16 protein-coding genes are annotated in these 15,017 nt (G+C 66.6%); 8 read left to right on the forward strand and 8 right to left on the reverse strand.

Annotated features, from left to right (window positions below; genetic code table 11):
* Nucleotides 1-25: 25 nt before the first annotated feature.
* Nucleotides 26-1,060 (forward strand): aromatic ring-hydroxylating dioxygenase subunit alpha, encoded by a 1,035-nt coding sequence (locus AC1DYK_RS29175; protein ID WP_478169478.1) that lies wholly within the window; start codon nucleotides 26-28, stop codon nucleotides 1,058-1,060.
* 45 nt (nucleotides 1,061-1,105) lie between these two features.
* Here AC1DYK_RS29175 and AC1DYK_RS29180 read toward each other — a convergent pair whose 3' ends face one another.
* From AC1DYK_RS29180 to AC1DYK_RS29190, 3 genes are all read right to left on the reverse strand, one after another.
* Nucleotides 1,106-2,338 (reverse strand): NAD(P)/FAD-dependent oxidoreductase, encoded by a 1,233-nt coding sequence (locus tag AC1DYK_RS29180; RefSeq protein ID WP_478169479.1) that lies wholly within the window; start codon nucleotides 2,336-2,338, stop codon nucleotides 1,106-1,108.
* Entirely contained in the window at nucleotides 2,338-2,670 is a 333-nt protein-coding gene (locus tag AC1DYK_RS29185) for a 2Fe-2S iron-sulfur cluster-binding protein (RefSeq protein WP_478169480.1), read from the reverse strand. The genes AC1DYK_RS29180 and AC1DYK_RS29185 overlap by 1 nt, the downstream gene beginning before the upstream one ends.
* Before the next feature lie 89 nt (nucleotides 2,671-2,759).
* Nucleotides 2,760-3,677: a LysR family transcriptional regulator gene (locus AC1DYK_RS29190; RefSeq protein ID WP_478169481.1), complete on the reverse strand. Its 918-nt coding sequence runs from the start codon at nucleotides 3,675-3,677 to the stop codon at nucleotides 2,760-2,762.
* Nucleotides 3,678-3,792: 115 nt separating this feature from the next.
* On the opposite strand from AC1DYK_RS29190, the gene AC1DYK_RS29195 reads away from it, so the two are divergent.
* From AC1DYK_RS29195 to AC1DYK_RS29210, 4 genes are read left to right on the forward strand one after another with little or no spacing between them, the layout of a single operon-like run.
* A complete protein-coding gene (locus AC1DYK_RS29195) occupies nucleotides 3,793-4,938 on the forward strand; it encodes an NAD(P)/FAD-dependent oxidoreductase (protein ID WP_478169482.1) in 1,146 nt (381 codons plus the stop codon).
* A 39-nt stretch (nucleotides 4,939-4,977) separates the two neighbouring features.
* Nucleotides 4,978-6,222 (forward strand): aromatic ring-hydroxylating oxygenase subunit alpha, encoded by a 1,245-nt coding sequence (locus AC1DYK_RS29200; protein ID WP_478169483.1) that lies wholly within the window; start codon nucleotides 4,978-4,980, stop codon nucleotides 6,220-6,222.
* A gap of 2 nt (nucleotides 6,223-6,224) precedes the next feature.
* Nucleotides 6,225-6,695: an aromatic-ring-hydroxylating dioxygenase subunit beta gene (locus AC1DYK_RS29205; RefSeq protein WP_478169484.1), complete on the forward strand. Its 471-nt coding sequence runs from the start codon at nucleotides 6,225-6,227 to the stop codon at nucleotides 6,693-6,695.
* An 8-nt stretch (nucleotides 6,696-6,703) separates the two neighbouring features.
* Nucleotides 6,704-7,072, forward strand: coding sequence for a non-heme iron oxygenase ferredoxin subunit (locus AC1DYK_RS29210; RefSeq protein WP_478169485.1), 369 nt, complete (start codon nucleotides 6,704-6,706; stop codon nucleotides 7,070-7,072).
* Here AC1DYK_RS29210 and AC1DYK_RS29215 read toward each other — a convergent pair.
* The 5 genes from AC1DYK_RS29215 to AC1DYK_RS29235 form a co-directional block, all read right to left on the reverse strand.
* Nucleotides 7,057-7,761: an ABC transporter ATP-binding protein gene (locus AC1DYK_RS29215; protein ID WP_478169486.1), complete on the reverse strand. Its 705-nt coding sequence runs from the start codon at nucleotides 7,759-7,761 to the stop codon at nucleotides 7,057-7,059. The two genes, AC1DYK_RS29210 and AC1DYK_RS29215, sit on opposite strands and share 16 nt — an antisense overlap.
* Nucleotides 7,754-8,569, reverse strand: coding sequence for an ABC transporter ATP-binding protein (locus AC1DYK_RS29220; RefSeq protein ID WP_478169487.1), 816 nt, complete (start codon nucleotides 8,567-8,569; stop codon nucleotides 7,754-7,756). The genes AC1DYK_RS29215 and AC1DYK_RS29220 overlap by 8 nt, the downstream gene beginning before the upstream one ends.
* A gap of 14 nt (nucleotides 8,570-8,583) precedes the next feature.
* Nucleotides 8,584-9,666, reverse strand: coding sequence for a branched-chain amino acid ABC transporter permease (locus tag AC1DYK_RS29225; RefSeq protein WP_478169488.1), 1,083 nt, complete (start codon nucleotides 9,664-9,666; stop codon nucleotides 8,584-8,586).
* On the reverse strand, nucleotides 9,663-10,538 hold the full coding sequence (locus AC1DYK_RS29230; RefSeq protein ID WP_478091827.1) for a branched-chain amino acid ABC transporter permease: 876 nt from the start codon (nucleotides 10,536-10,538) through the stop codon (nucleotides 9,663-9,665). Before AC1DYK_RS29230 ends, AC1DYK_RS29225 begins: the two co-directional genes overlap by 4 nt.
* 134 nt (nucleotides 10,539-10,672) lie before the next feature.
* Nucleotides 10,673-11,827 carry an ABC transporter substrate-binding protein gene (locus tag AC1DYK_RS29235; RefSeq protein WP_478169489.1) on the reverse strand — a complete coding sequence of 385 codons (1,155 nt, stop codon included), beginning with the start codon at nucleotides 11,825-11,827 and terminating at the stop codon, nucleotides 10,673-10,675.
* Between the two features lie 263 nt (nucleotides 11,828-12,090).
* On the opposite strand from AC1DYK_RS29235, the gene AC1DYK_RS29240 reads away from it, so the two are divergent.
* The 3 genes from AC1DYK_RS29240 to AC1DYK_RS29250 all read left to right on the forward strand — a co-directional run.
* Nucleotides 12,091-13,584, forward strand: a complete 1,494-nt coding sequence (locus AC1DYK_RS29240) for a pyridoxal-phosphate dependent enzyme (RefSeq protein ID WP_478169490.1) — start codon at nucleotides 12,091-12,093, stop codon at nucleotides 13,582-13,584.
* A 41-nt stretch (nucleotides 13,585-13,625) separates the two neighbouring features.
* Nucleotides 13,626-14,582 carry a CoA transferase subunit A gene (locus tag AC1DYK_RS29245; protein ID WP_478091822.1) on the forward strand — a complete coding sequence of 319 codons (957 nt, stop codon included), beginning with the start codon at nucleotides 13,626-13,628 and terminating at the stop codon, nucleotides 14,580-14,582.
* Nucleotides 14,575-15,017: CoA-transferase (locus tag AC1DYK_RS29250; protein WP_478169491.1), on the forward strand; the 443-nt coding region annotated here is incomplete at its 3' end. The genes AC1DYK_RS29245 and AC1DYK_RS29250, both read left to right, overlap by 8 nt.

Consider the following 15,017-nt stretch of genomic DNA (forward strand, 5'->3'; position numbering starts at 1 on the left):
TTGCAACAACCCGAAAGGAGACAGAGTGAAATACGTCAAGGACGCTTGGTACCCCGTCGTGTGGGCCGACCGGATCGGCAGAGAACTGTCGCGCCACGTGGTGCTGGAACAGCCGCTCGTCCTGTTCCGCCGCGAGGACGGCCGCATCGTCGCGCTGCAGGACGCCTGCCCGCACCGGCTCGCGCCGTTGTCGCTCGGCAAGCTCAAGGGCGACACCGTCGAATGCGGCTACCACGGCATGACCTTCGACTGCGCCGGCAAGTGCGTGCGCATCCCCGGGCAGGAGATCATCCCCGCCAATGCGACGGTCGCTGCCTATCCGCTCGAGGTGAAGTACGGCCTGGTCTGGGTCTGGATGGGCGACCCCGCCGCCGCCGACACGGCGAAGATCTTCCAGCTCGACCAGTACGGCGCCGAAGGATGGCATGCGGTGCAGGGCCAGACGCTGCGCATCGAGTGCAACTACCTGAGCCTGTGCGACAACCTGCTGGACCCGGCGCACGTGACCTTCGTGCACACCACCACGCTGGGCACGCCCGCGGGCGCGACGGTCCCGGTGAACAACGAGTACGGCGACGATGCCATCACCGTCTGGCGCTGGATCCGCGGGGCGCAGGCGATCCCGTTGTTCGCCAAGTACGGGAAGCTCAGCGGCGCGGTCGACCGTTGGCACTACTACAACTACACGGCACCCTGCTTCTTCGCGATCGACATGGGCTCCTGCGTCAGCGGCACCATCCCCGACGCCGGCAATCGCCACGAAGGCATCCAGATGCATGCCTGCCACGTGCTCACCCCGGTGGACGAACGGACCGTGCTGCAGCATTGGTTTCATGTGCGCAACTTCCGCATCGACGAACACGACATCGACGCCGAACTCACGGCCGACCTGGACAAGGCCTTCCAGGAGGACAAGGTCATTCTCGAGCGGATTCAGCGCGAGGAGGAGCGCAACGCCGACTACAAGCGCATCGTGCTGGGCATCGATGCAGCGCCGCGCAAGATGCGGCGCATGGTGGACCGCCTGATCGAGCGCGAGTCGGCCGGGGCCGATCGCTGAGCCGCAGGGCCTTCGAGATCGAAGGCCCTTGTCGCGTGGCGCCTGTCAGGCGCCGGCGATCAGCGTCGCGAGGTCGAGCGCGAGGTCGGCCGCCTGCGCAGGGGTCGGCGAGGCGCCGGCCGCAAGCAGCTTGCGCGCGACCAGGTGATCGCGTGCGGCGTCGATCGAATCCACCGCGATCAGACGCGCGTCGCGGTAGTGGAAGACCGAGAAGCCGTCGCCCTGCATGTCGCCGCGCACCGTCCAGCCGTCGGCGCCGCGCGAGAGGCCGGCGATCTGCAGCTTCCTGCCGTGCTGGTCCGACCAGAACCAGGGCGTGCCCGCGAAGGGGCGGTCCAGCCCCAGCAAGGTGGAGGCGGCGGCGCGGCCTTGCTCGACGGCGTTCTGCACCGACTCGAGACGCAGCAACTCGCCATTGTCGAGTCGCCGGATCGTGCAGTCGCCTGCTGCCGTGACGCCCGGCGCCGAGGTGCGGCCATGGGCATCGACGACGATGCCCGAAGCGCACTCGATGCCGGCATCGCGCGCCAGGGTATCGTTGGCGTCGACGCCGATGCCGACCAGCACCAGCCCGGCGGGAAAGATGCGCCCGTCGGCGAGGCGCACTTCGACCGTGTCGTCGGCCGCGGCCTCGATGCCGCCGATGCGGGCATCCAGAACCACCCGTGCGCCATGGCCCAGGTGCAGCCGTGCATACCAGTCGGACAGGGGCTGGGCGAGCACCCGTTCGAGCAGGCGCGGCGCGGCTTCGAGGATGGTCACGGCCACGCCGAGCGCGCGCGCGGTCGCGGCGACTTCGAGGCCGATGAAGCCGCCACCGACCACGACCAGCGCAAGGCCGCGCTGCGCACAACGCGAGAGGCGTGCGGAAATCGCATCGGCATCGTCGCGCGAGCGCAGCACGCACACGGCGCCGGCCGCCGCCGCGGCGCAGGGCAGGGTCCGGGGCGTGGCGCCGGTGGCCAGCAGCAGGCCCGAATAGCCGAGGCGGCTGCCGTCGGCCAGGGCGACGGACCGTCCCGCCGTATCGATGGAGACGACCTTGGCACCGGTCCGCACGGCGATCTTCTTGCGTTCCAGCGCCGCCGCGGTGCGCATCGCCAACTGGTCCGCGCCCAGGCTGCCGGCCAGCCAGGCCTTGGAGAGCGGAGGGCGGTGGTAGGGCAGGTGCGCCTCGTCGCCCAGCAGGGTGATCGGCGCATCGAAGCCGCCGGCGCGCAGCGTCTCGGCGGCCTGGAGCCCGGCCTGGCCGGCGCCGACGATCACGATGTGCTTCATCACACGCCGAGGCCCTGCAAGGGCGCGATCGTCACGACCAGGCCCTCCAGCGCGGGGCTGGCCTTGATCTGGCATGCCAGCCGGCTGTTGGCCTTGCGCTCGGCGGCCGCGCATGCCAGGAGCTCGCCTTCCTCTTCGCTCGGCGGCGCCAGCTGCGTCAGGCGATCCATGTCCACGTAGCAATGGCAGGTGGCGCAGACGCAGGAGCCGCCGCATTCGCCGATGATGCCGTCGACCCCGTGGGCCACCGCGCCCTGCATGAGGCTCCAGCCCTCGGCCAGTTCCAGTGTCAGCGCCTGGCCTGACGGTTCGATGTAGGTGATGCTGACCATGCGTACTCCTTCGTTCGCAGTCCGATGTAAAGGTTCTATTAATAGAATCTTAACACCATGATGCGGCGGAGGCCAGGCAGCGCACCCCGTCAGTCCGTGAACAAATCGCTGAACAGCTCGCGCAGCCAGCGGTTGGCCGGGTCTTCGTGGAAACGCTCGTGCCAATACTGCTTGATGGCGTAGACCGGCATCTTCAGCGGCGGGGTCAGCAGCTTGATGTTGCTGGTCGGCAGATAGGACTCGGCCAGCATGGTCGGGATCGTCACGACCAGGTCGGTGTTGGCCACGATCAGCGGGATGGCCAGGAAATGGGTGACGTGAAGCGCCACCCTGCGTGTGTAGCCCTTCTCGCTCAGCACCCGCTCCACCACGTCATGGCCGGTGCCGGGCGCCGACACGATGGCGTGCGATGCCGCCAGGTACTGCTTGAGGCTCAGCGTGCGGCCGATGACCGGATGGTCGCTGCGGGCCACGCAGACATAGGAGCGGTTGTACAGCCGCTGCTGGTAGTAGCCGGCGGCCAGGTCCGGAATGAAGCCGACCGCCAGGTCCATCTCGCCCGATTCCAGCGCCTCGCGCATCTCCTTCATCGGGAGCTGCACGGTGTGCAGGTTGACGCCCGGCGCGACCTCGCTGAGCCGCTGCAGCAGCCCCGGCAGGAAGACCCGTTCGCCGATGTCGGTCATGATGATCCGGAAGGTGCGAGTCGACGTGGCGGCGTCGAAATGCTTGTCGTGGTTCAGGGTCTGGCGGATCAGATGCAAGGCGTGGCGGATCGGCTCCGCCAGTTCCATGGCGAAGGGCGTCGGCTCCATGCCGCGCGAGGTGCGCACGAACAGCGGGTCGTTCAGCACCTTGCGCAGCTTGCCCAGGCAGGTGCTCATGGCCGGCTGGCTGAGGCCGATGCGGTCCGCCGCGGCCGTGACGCTGCGCTGTATCAGCACCGCTTCGAAGGCCACCAGCAGCTTCAGGTCGAGATCTGCAATATCTATTTTCTTGAATACCATGAATCGACCTCGTGCGATTTACGTATGGTATGCGGCCGCCTACATTTTTGACAAGGACAGCGCGGCGGTGCCGTCCGACGCGCAAGACATCAAGGCAGTGCCTGGAGGAGGTCGCATGCAGTCCATCGTCATCGTCGGGAGCGGACTCGCCGGTTACTCGGTGGCGCGCGAAGTCCGCAAGCGCGACAAGACGGCCCGCCTGGTCGTGGTCACGGCGGACGACGGCCACTTCTATTCCAAGCCCACGCTGTCCGAAGCCTTTCGTCTCGGCGCGCCCGTGGCGGCGCTGAGTTCGCGCAGCGCCGAGGCCATGGCCGCGCAGATCCAGGGCGAGGTATGGCGCGACACGCGGGTGACGCAGCTGGACCTGGCCGCCCGCCTGCTTCAAACCTCCAGGGGCCGGCTCGGCTACGACCGCCTGGTCCTGGCCCTGGGCGCCGAACCGGTGCGCCTTGCGTTGGATGCGCAGTCGCTGGCGCATGTGCTCAGCGTCAACGACCTCTGCGACTACCGGCGCTTTCGCGCGGCGGCAGGAGGCCGCAAGGTGGTCGCCATCCTCGGCGCCGGCCTGATCGGCTGCGAGTTCGCCAATGACCTGGTGCATGCCGGCTTTGCGGTCAAGGTGGTGGATATCGCCGGCCTGCCGCTCCGCCGCCTGCTGCCGGATGCGAACGCCCGCTGCCTGCACGAAGCGCTACAGCGAGCCGGCGTGGATTGGCATCTCGGCACCGGCGTCGAACGCATCGAGGCGAAGGGCGAGGGCGTGCGCATCCTGTGCACCAACGGGGACGCCTTCGACGCCGACCTCGTGCTGTCGGCCATCGGCCTGTGCCCGCGCACCGCGCTGGCGCGTGCAGCCGGTCTGGCTGTGGCGCACGGCATCAGCGTCGATGCCGGCTTGCACACCAGCGATCCGCATGTCTACGCACTGGGCGACTGCGCGCAGGTGGATGGCCTGTGGCTTCCCTACATCGCACCCATCGGACCGGCCGCCAAGGTGGTTGCCGCCAACCTGGCAGGCGAGGCCGCCATGGTGCGCTATCCAGCGATGCCGGTGGTGGTCAAGACGCCGGCCTGTCCGTCCGTGGTGTGCCCGCCGCCGATCGACGTGTCGGGCCAGTGGCACACCGAGTCCGATGCCAGCGGCGTGCAGTCGCTGTTTCGCGACGAAGCCGGACAGTTGCGCGGCTTCGCGCTGAACGGTGCCCGCACCGAGAGCGCCGGCGCGCTGGCGCAGGCGATGCCGATGTGGCTGGCCTGAGTTCCTGAACCCACGCCGATGCATTCCAAGGAGCACACGATGAACAGTCCTCAACCCATTTCCTTCGTACGCCACTGGCACCGGCCCGGCTCGTCGCGCATGCCGTTCTGGCTCTACACCGACCCGGAGATCTACCGCCGCGAGCAGGAGCGGATCTTCAATGGCCCGCACTGGAACTACGTGGCGCTCACGTCCGAGATCCCGCGCCCGGGTGACTACAAGCGCAGCTGGATCGGCGAACGCTCGGTGATCGTCGTGCGCGACGAGGACGGCAGCGTCAACGTGGTCGAGAACCGCTGCGCCCACCGCGGGGCACAGTTCTGCCAGGCGCACACGGGCAACCGCAAGGACTTCATCTGTCCCTACCACCAGTGGAGCTACGACCTGAAGGGAAACCTGCTCGGCGTGCCCTTCATGCGCGGCCTCAAGGGCAAAGGCGGGATGCCCGCCGATTTCAAGCGTGAAAACCATGGCCTGACCAGGCTCCAGGTCGCGGTGCGCCACGGCGTGGTGTTCGCGAGCTTCCATCCGGAGGTGCCGGGCTTCGAGGAGTTCCTGGGCCCCGCCATGCTCAAGTACTTCGACCGCGTGTTCGACGGCCGCGAATTGAAGGTCCTGGGCTACAACCGCCAGCGCGTGCCGGGCAACTGGAAGCTGATCCACGAGAACCTCAAGGACTGCTACCACCCGGGCCTGTTGCACACCTGGTTCGTCAACTACGGCCTGTGGCGTGCCGACAATGAATCCGCCAACGTCATGGACGACCTGCATCGCCACTCGGCCATGGTCACCGTGCGAAATGAAGGCGGCAAGGGCGAGGCGACCTCCGGCGTCAGCAGCTATCGCGAGAACATGGCGCTCAACGACGGCCGCTTCCTCGATGTCGAGACCGAGCCGTGGTGGAACGGCCCGACCGCAGTCATCCAGAGCATCTTCCCGAGCGTGATCATGCAGCAGCAGATCAACTCGGTCGCCGTGCGCCAGGTGATCCCGCGCGGCCCGCGCAGTTTCGACTACATCTGGACCCACCTGGGGTTCGCCGACGACTCGCCGGAGATGACGCAGCGCCGGCTGCGCCAGGCCAACCTGTTCGGACCGGCGGGCTTCGTCTCGGTGGACGACAGCGAGATCATCGGGCTGGTGGAGGAGGGCGTATCGCAGAACGCAGAGGCGGAGTCGCTGTGCGAACTGGGCGGGCGCGAGGTCGCCGACACCGACACCCATATCTCGGAGACCTTGATCCGGGGCATGTACGAGTACTACCGCAAAGTGATGGAGATCTGAAGATGGATGCGACGACCCGATTTGCGGTGCAGGACCTCTACACCGACTACGTCCGCTGCGTGGACGACACCCAGTACCAGGAGTGGCCCGATTTCTTCACCGACGAATGCATGTACCGCATCGTCTCGCGCGAGAACTTCGACGCCGGCCTGAAGATGTCGGCGCTGGCGCTCGAAAGCAAGGCCATGCTGAAGGACCGCGTCTACGGCATGAACGAGACCATCTACCACGCACCCTACATGCAGCGCCACGTCGTGGGCGCTCCGAGGATCCTCGGCAGCAAGGAGGGCGTGATCCATGCCGAGGCCAACTACGTCGTGCTGCGCACCAAGCTCGACGCCTTCTCGGAGGTCTTCAACACCGGGCGCTACATCGACACCATCGTCAGCGAGGAGGGCCGGCTGAAGTTCAGGGAGCGCATCTGCGTCTTCGACAGCGAGCTGGTTCCGAACTCGATCGTCTACCCGATCTGAGGCCCGCCATGGACGAGCAACGACCGGGCCGAGGCTGGGAGCGCGCCGCCGGCGTCGACGAGGTGGCGGAGGGCGAGGCGAGGGGTGTCCACGCGGGCGGCCGGCCGGTCGCCCTCTACAGGATCGATGGCGAGGTGCACGCCACGCAAGACATCTGTTCGCACGAGCGCGCCCATCTCTCCGAAGGCTATCTCGATGGTTGCGAGATCGAGTGCCCGCTGCACCAGGCGCGCTTCGACATCCGAACCGGCCAGGCCCTCTGCCGTCCCGCGACCGAGGCGATCGCGGTGTTCCCCGTGAAGATCATCGGCAAGGACATCTTCGTGCGCATTGCGCCGCCGGATGGATGTCCGGCCCCGGATCAGCCCCCCAGGTAGGCCTTGCGCACGTGGGGGTCGTGGATCATGTCCTTGCCCGTCCCCTCCAATGCCAACGAGCCTGACTCGTACAGGTAGGCGCGGTCGCACATGTCCAGTGCGGCATAGGCGTTCTGCTCGACCATCAGCACCGTGGCGCCGTCGGCGCGCACCTTCTGGATGATCTCGAAGGTCTTCTCGACGATGTTCGGCGCCAGGCCCAGCGACGGCTCGTCGAACATCACGAGCTTGGGCCGGGACATCAGCGCGCGGCCGATGGCGAGCATCTGCTGTTCGCCACCGGACAGCGTGCCGGCCATCTGGTAGCGCCGTTCGGCGAGCTTCGGGAAGTTGTCGAACATGCGCGCCATGTCGGCCGTGATGCCCGACTTGTCCTTGCGGCGGTAGGCGCCCATCTCGAGGTTCTCCTGGATGGTCATCTGCGGAAAGACGCGTCGGCCTTCCGGGCAGTGGGCGATGCCCATCGACAGGATGCGCTGCGGCGTGGCCCGCGTGATGTCCACGCCTTCGAATCGAATGGTGCCGCTGGCCGGCGGCAACAGGCCCGAGATGGCTTTCAGGGTGGACGACTTGCCGGCGCCGTTGGCGCCGATCACCGTCACCAGTTCGCCCTTGCGGACCTTCAGCGAGACGCCCTTGATGGCCTCGACCTTGCCGTAGCGGCAGACGATGTTGTCGATCTCAAGCATGCTTGATCCCCTGGCCGAGGTAGGCGCGAATGACTTCCGGATTGGCCTGGATCTCGGCGGGCGACCCGTCGGCGATGATCTTGCCGTAGTTGAGCACCACGATGCGGTCGGAGACCCCCATCACGAGCGGCATGTCGTGTTCCACCAGCAGGATCGAGATGCCGCGCTGGCGGATCCGGGCCAGCAGCGCCATGAAGTCGCCGGTCTCCGAGGGGTTCATGCCGGCGGCCGGCTCGTCGAGCAGCAGCAGCGTCGGGTTGGCCGCCAATGCCACGGCCACGCCCAGCAGGCGCTGTTCGCCGTAGGGCAGCGAGCCGCCGAGTTCATTGGCCCGGTGCGCGATGCCGACGAAGTCGAGCGTCTCCCAGACGGCTTCGCGCAGCCGGGCCTCCTCGCGGCGCATGCCCGGCAGTGCCAGCAGGGTGGACCAGGCGGAGGCGTTGCCGTGGCGGTGCAAGCCGGTCAGCACGTTCTCGAACACCGTGTTGGTGGTGAACAGGCTGGTCTTCTGGAAGGTGCGCACCAGGCCCACACCGGCCACTTCGTGAGGCTTGAGCCTGTGCAGCGCGACGTCGCGGAAGTGCACCTCGCCCTTGGTCGGGCGCAGGAAGCCGGTCACCACGTTGAAGGCGGTGGTCTTGCCGGCGCCGTTGGGGCCGATCAGGCTGACCAGCTCGCCTTCGTTGACGTGGAAACTCATGTCGGAGATGGCCACCAGGCCGCCGAAATGCACGGCGACATGGTCGATCGACAGGATCTTCCTGTCGCTCCGGGTGGCCGCCGTGGCGGGTCGGATCGAGGGGTTCATGGTTGCTTGCATGGTCAGCCGGCTGCGCCGTTCAGTTTGGCCGCCGCTTCGGGTGGCGAGGCTTGCGCCGGCGCTGCCGGCGTGGCGCGCTGGTGGCGCTGGATGCCGCCGGTCCTGCGGGCCCAGAAGTCGCACACCGCCGGCACGATGCCGCGCGGCAGGAAGAAGACGATCAGCACCATCACGATGCCGTAGACCACCCATTGCACCTCGGGCGCGGCCACCGCGCGCAGGCCGACCGGCAGCACGCCGAAGATGACGCCGCCGACGATCGGTCCCGCCAGGGTGCCCTTGCCGCCGGTCACCACCATGATCACCATCGTCACCGTGTAGATGAACAGGAAGATGTCCGGATCGATGATGCGGATGTAGTGCGCATAGAGGCTGCCTGCCGCGCCCGCCAGGGCTGCGGACATCACGGCGGCGAACACCAGGTAGCGCGTGACGTCGATGCCGACCGAGGTGGCCAGCGACTCGTTCTCGCGCAGCGCGATCATGGCCCTGCCCATGCGGGAATGAACCACGCGGCGGATCAGCACGTAGGCGATCACGGCCAGCGCCAGCACCAGGTAGTAGTTCGGCAGCTTGCTCCAGAACACGTTCTCGCCCAACAGCGGCAAGTTGAAGCCGAGCGGCGGAATGTTGCTCAATGCCAGCGGCCCCTGCGTGAGGTCGACCCAGTTCAGCGCCACCAGCCGCACCACTTCGGCGAAGCTGATCGTCACGATCACGAAATAGGCGCCGCGGATCTTGAACGACAGCTTGCCCACGATGTAGCCGCAGACGCCGGCCACGAAAGTGCCCAGCAGGACGCCGATGACTGGATGCCAGGGGGTGTGGACGATGCGTCCGTCGCCCCAGAAGACCGGGATGTCGAAGCCCAGCGAGGTCAGCGCGCTCGTGTAGGCGCCGATGCCGAAGAAGGCGATGTGGCCCAGGCTCAGCTGACCGGTGTAGCCGAGCAGCAGGTTGAGGCTCATCGCCCCGATGATGAAGATGCCGGTCGTGATGACGATGTGCAGGTAGTACTGGTCGGTGACCCAGAGGGGCACGCTGAGCAGCGCCACGAGCAGCAGGCTGGTTCTGAGGTTTTTCATCCGATGCGCTCCCCGCGTACGTAGAACAGGCCGGTAGGTTTGAACATGAGCACCAGGATGATGAGGATGAAGCCCATCGCATCCCGGTAGCCCGACGAGACGTAGCCCGAGCCCAGCTCTTCCGCGAAGGCCAGGATGAAGCCGCCGATCGCCGCGCCCTGGATGCTGCCGAGGCCGCCCAGGATGACGATGGCGAAGGCCTTCAGGGCGGCGGTGTTGCCCATCGTGGTGGTGACCACGAAGACCGGTCCGAGCAGCGCACCGGCGGCGGCGGCCAGGCCCGAGCCGAGCGCAAAGGTGGCCGTGTAGATGGCGTTGATGTTGACGCCCATCAGCGAGGCGGTGTCCCGGTCCTGGAAAGTGGCGCGCATCGCCTTGCCCAGGGGGCTGCGGTGGATCAGCACATAGGTGGCGAGAATGAGCAGCAGCGCAGCGCCCAGCACGAACAGGCGCAGCCAGGAGATCGACACCGGGCCGATGACCAGCGGCTCGGTCGGAAAGGGCGTCGGCACCGACTTGGCGACGCCGCCCCAGACCAGCAGCGCGATGTTCTGCATGGCGATCCAGCACCCGATCATGACCACCATGGTCGAGTCGATGTCGGCGCTGCGCATGCGGCGCAGGAAGATGCGCTCGATCAGCGCGCCGAGCAGGATGCCCAGCATGATCGCCATGCCCATCGCCAGGAAGAAATTCCATCCGAGGCTGGACACGAAGTAGTAGGCCATGAAGCCGCCGAACGCATAGAGCTCGCCATGCGTGAAGTTGACGACTTTCATGATCCCGAGGATCAGGGTGAGGCCGATCCCCAGGAGCGCATAGGTGCCTCCGAGGATCAGCGCATTGGCTATGTGCTGGATGAGTTGGTCCACTTGGTTTCTCGCACGCGCTGGAAGAACGAAACGTTTCGCGGAAAGCGCTGATTCCACGACCCACGGGGCCACGCCCGGACTGCGCCGTCGTCGAGGCGACTGTCGGCCCGGGCGCGATACGGCGATACAGCCGGCTAGTTGACGATGCCGATCTTGTCGTTGTCGATCTTCACGAGGTAGGTGTTCGGCGTGCTCTGGCCGCTCTCGCGGCCCGAGGGGCCGACCTTCTCGAACTTGATCTTGCCGGTCAGGCCGGTCAGCTCGATGTCCCACAGCGCCGCGCGGATCTTTTCCGGGTCGGCGGCGCCGGCCTTGGTGACGGCCGCGGCGATGGTGCGGATGCCGTCATAGCCGCGGAAGCCTTCGGTCAGGCCGGCCTTGTCGTGCTTGCGCTTGTTCCACTCCGCGATGAACGCCCTGGCGGTGGCCGGATCGGCCGAGGCGTCGGGCGTCCAGGGCGCGAACATCATGTTGTGCATGGTGCCCGCGGCTGCAGACCCTGCGTGCTCGATCAACTGGTCCGGACTCTGCGAGCCGCCCAGCGTGATGATCTGGCGCTTCAGGCCCACCGACTGCGCCTGCTTGAGCACCAGGGTGAGCTGCTCGACCGCCGTGGTGACGAAGAGGGTGTCGGCATCCGTGGCCTTGAGCTGGGACAACTGGGAGGTCATGTCCTGCGCCGAGGCGTCCATGGTCAGCACGCGGCCCACCTTCACGCCCTTGGCTTCCAGCATGCGCTGGAAGGACTCGGCCGAGCCGCGGCCCCAGTCGTTGTTCACGACCAGCAGATCGGCCTTCTTGATCTTGAGCGGCTCGACATGGCGGGCAAAGCTCTTGGCTTCCATGTCGTTGGTCGGGCAGATGCGAAACACGTAGGGGTTGCCCGAGGTCGTGATCTTGTCGGCCCCCGAGGTCTCGACCACCATCGGCACCTTGTATTCCATCAGCTTGGGCATCGCGGCCAGCGTGTAGGTCGAACTCCACGCGCCCATGATGACCGGGACCTTGTCGCGCACGATCAGCTTCTCGGTGGCGTTGGCGGCCTCGGTCGGATTGCTCTTGCTGTCCTCGATCACCAGTTCGATCCTTGCGCCGTTGATGCCGCCCTTCGCATTGATCTCGTCGGCGGCGATCTTTGCGCCGCTCGTCACGAAGTTGCCGGACGCCGCCACGACACCGGTGAGCGGCTGGTTGACGCCGATCTTGATGACGTTGGACTGGGCTGCCGCAGCGACGGAAAAACACGCCGCCGCGGCGACCAGACTCGGTCTCAGCCAGGTTTGCTTCATCTTCCGCTCCTTAGAGAGAGGTGGGGGACGAATCGTCCGGCGGGATGCCGGCGCATTCGAGCTGTCGCGCAATCACTCAAACTATCTATCTAACAATAGGACTACTGTATATCGATGAGTCGTGCACCGACTCATGGTTTTCACCGACGAGCCGTTGTTTGCCTGAGCCTTTACTCGCTGATAAGATACTAATAATAGGACGACCAGCTGATGGCATCATATGATGCCGAGGCACTGGTCGCCAGAGCCAGCCCAGGAGAGTCATGAGCCAGTTGAATATTTCGCCGGAAGTGGTCGATGAGCGGACGCTCTCGAAGGCGCACGCCTGCCTGCGCGAAGCCGGCGTGGCGCTGCCGACCCTGAGCCAGCTGGCCGACCCCGAGACGATTCCGCCCGAGCGCCTCGCCGCGCTGGCGCAGGTCGATCCCGGACAGCCCCACCCGGCCAATCTGTGGCGCGTCCACTGGTTCAACGACGCCGCCGCAAGCGGCCCGGCCAGCGTGCCGGGCCACCTGGTGCTGCCCGAGGCGCTGACCGGCGTCAAGACCAGGATCGTCATCGCGCTGGGCGACCGCTTTCCGATGATCGGCGCGCACAAGGTGCTCGCGGCCTACGGCTGTCTGGTGCCGCGCCTGGTCACGGGGCGCTTCGATCCAGGCCGGCACAAGGCCGTGTGGCCGTCGACCGGAAACTACTGCCGCGGCGGCGTCGCCATCTCGCGGATCCTCGGTTGCCGCGGCATCGCGGTGCTGCCCGCCGGCATGAGCAGGGAGCGCTTCGACTGGCTGGAGCGCTGGGTGGCGGCGCCGGAAGACATCGTCCGCACGCCGGGCACGGAAAGCAACGTCAAGGAGATCTACGACCGCTGCGCCGCGCTCGCAGCGGTCCCGGACAACGTGATCCTGAACCAGTTCTCCGAGTTCGGGAACTACATCGTCCACCATCACTGCACGGGTCGCGCGATGGAGCGCCTGTTCGCCGCGCTGCAGGCCGATGCGCCCGCGCTGCGGCTGGCGGCCTTCGTGTCGGCGACCGGCTCGGCCGGCACCCTGGCCGCCGGCGACTATCTCAAGCAGCGCCACGGCGCGCGCATCGTCGCCGTCGAGGCCAGCGAGTGCCCGACCCTGCTGGAGAACGGCTACGGCGAACACAACATCCAGGGCATCGGCGACAAGCACATTCCGCTGATCCACAACGTCATGAACACCGACGTCGCCGTCGGCGTGTCGGACCGCAGCTCGGACGCGCTGAACCAGCTGTTCAATTCGGAGGTCGGCAAGCGCTATCTGGTGCAGCGCCAGAAGCTCGACCCGGCGTGTGTCGAGGCGCTGGCGGCCATCGGCATCTCGGGCTGGGCCAACGTGGTCGCCGCGATCAAGGTGGCGAAGCACTTTGACCTCGGCCCCGACGATGCCATCGTCACCGTGGCCACCGACAGCGCGCCGATGTACGCCAGCGAACGCCAGCGCTATGTGCAGCGCCACTATGCGCAGGGCTTCGACGAGGTCCATGCCGGCGAGCTTTTCGCGCGCCATCTGGGCGGCATCGAGGACGACCACCTGCTGGAACTCACGCATTCGCAGCGCAAGAGGATCTTCAACCTCGGCTATTTCACCTGGGTGGAGCAACAAGGAATTTCCGTGGACCAGTTCGACGCTCGAAAGGACCCCGCCTTCTGGGGCCGCCTGCAAGCGTCGGTGCCGGCCTGGGACGCGCTCGTCGAGGCGTTCAACGGGAAGACAGGGGCACAGCGGTAGTCAACACATCCACAGGATCTGTGGGGAAAGCAGGAGGCAATATGGAAGGTACACCCTATCTCGAACTGAGGAACAAGCTCGCGCAGCGCGACCGGAGCTTGCGAGAGAAAGTCATGTCGCTCGAGGATGCGGCCGCGCTGGTCAACGACGGCGACAAGGTCGGCATCGGCGGCAGCACGCTGTCGCGCACGCCGACGGCGATGATCTGGCAGCTGATCCGCGAGCGCAAGAAGCATCTGCAGGTCTCGCGCAGCATCGTCTCGAGCGAAGGCGACCTGCTGTTCGCCTCGGGGGTCTCGGACCACATCATCACCAGCTGGTTCAGCCAGGGCATCGTCTGGGGCATCTCGAAGGTCATGCGCCACTACGTGGAGAGCAAGCAGGCGCGCTACGACGAGTGGAGCCACCTGGCCATGGGCATGCGCTTTCGCGCCGGAGCGATGGGGGTGCCTTTCCTGCCGATGCGCTCGATGCTCGGCTCGGACGTGCTGGAGCTGCGGCCCGAAGCCCGAACCATCACCTGCCCCTTCACCCAGGAAGACGTGCTGCTGGTGCCGGCCTTGAATCCCGACGTGGCGATCATTCACGTGCAGCGCTGCGATGCCTACGGCAATGCCCAGATGGACGGCCTGCAGTTCATGGACATCGACCTGGCCATGGCCGCCACCCGCGTGATCCTGACGACCGAGCGGATCGTCTCGAATGACCAGATCCGCCGTTCCCCGGACCAGACCAAGATTCCGTTCTTCGCCGTCGACGCCGTGGTCGAGGTGCCCTACGGCTGCGCGCCGCACGAGTGCAGCAACGTCTACGAGCCGCTGTTCAAGCACATGGACTACTACACCTCGCTGGTCAACGCCGACCCGGTGGCCGCCATGCAGGACTACATCGAGCGCTACATCCGGCAGCCGAAGTCGTGGAACGACTACCTGAACCTGCTGGGTCTGGACGAATTGCTGGACGCGGCGCGCCGCGGAAGGAGCATGCTCAATGACTGAGATCGCCGATTGCACCGCCAGCGAGATCCTGGCCGTCATGAGCGCGCGCCTGCTCAACGAAGGGCAGGTCGTCTTTGCCGGCGTGGGCGTGCCGCTCCTGGCCGCGACGCTGGCTCAGGGCCTGCGCTGCCCGGGCCTGACGATTCTGTTCGAGGGCGGCGTGGTGGGCCCGATCATCGAGCCGGGCAAGCTGCCGCCGTCGACCAACGAACAGCGTTGCACCAAGCGAGCCAACATGGTGCTGAGCAGCACCGACGTGCTGCTGCTGCTGCAGCGCGGCCATGTCGACGTCGGCTTCATGGGGGGCGCGCAGATCGACAAGTACGGCAACCTGAATTCGTCCTACATCGGCAACCCGGCCCACCCGAAGACGCGGCTGCCGGGCACCGGCGGCGGCAACGACATCTCGAGCCTGACGAACATGATCGTCGCCAT

The sequence above is a fragment of the Variovorax sp. P2_H12 genome (assembly GCF_056403395.1).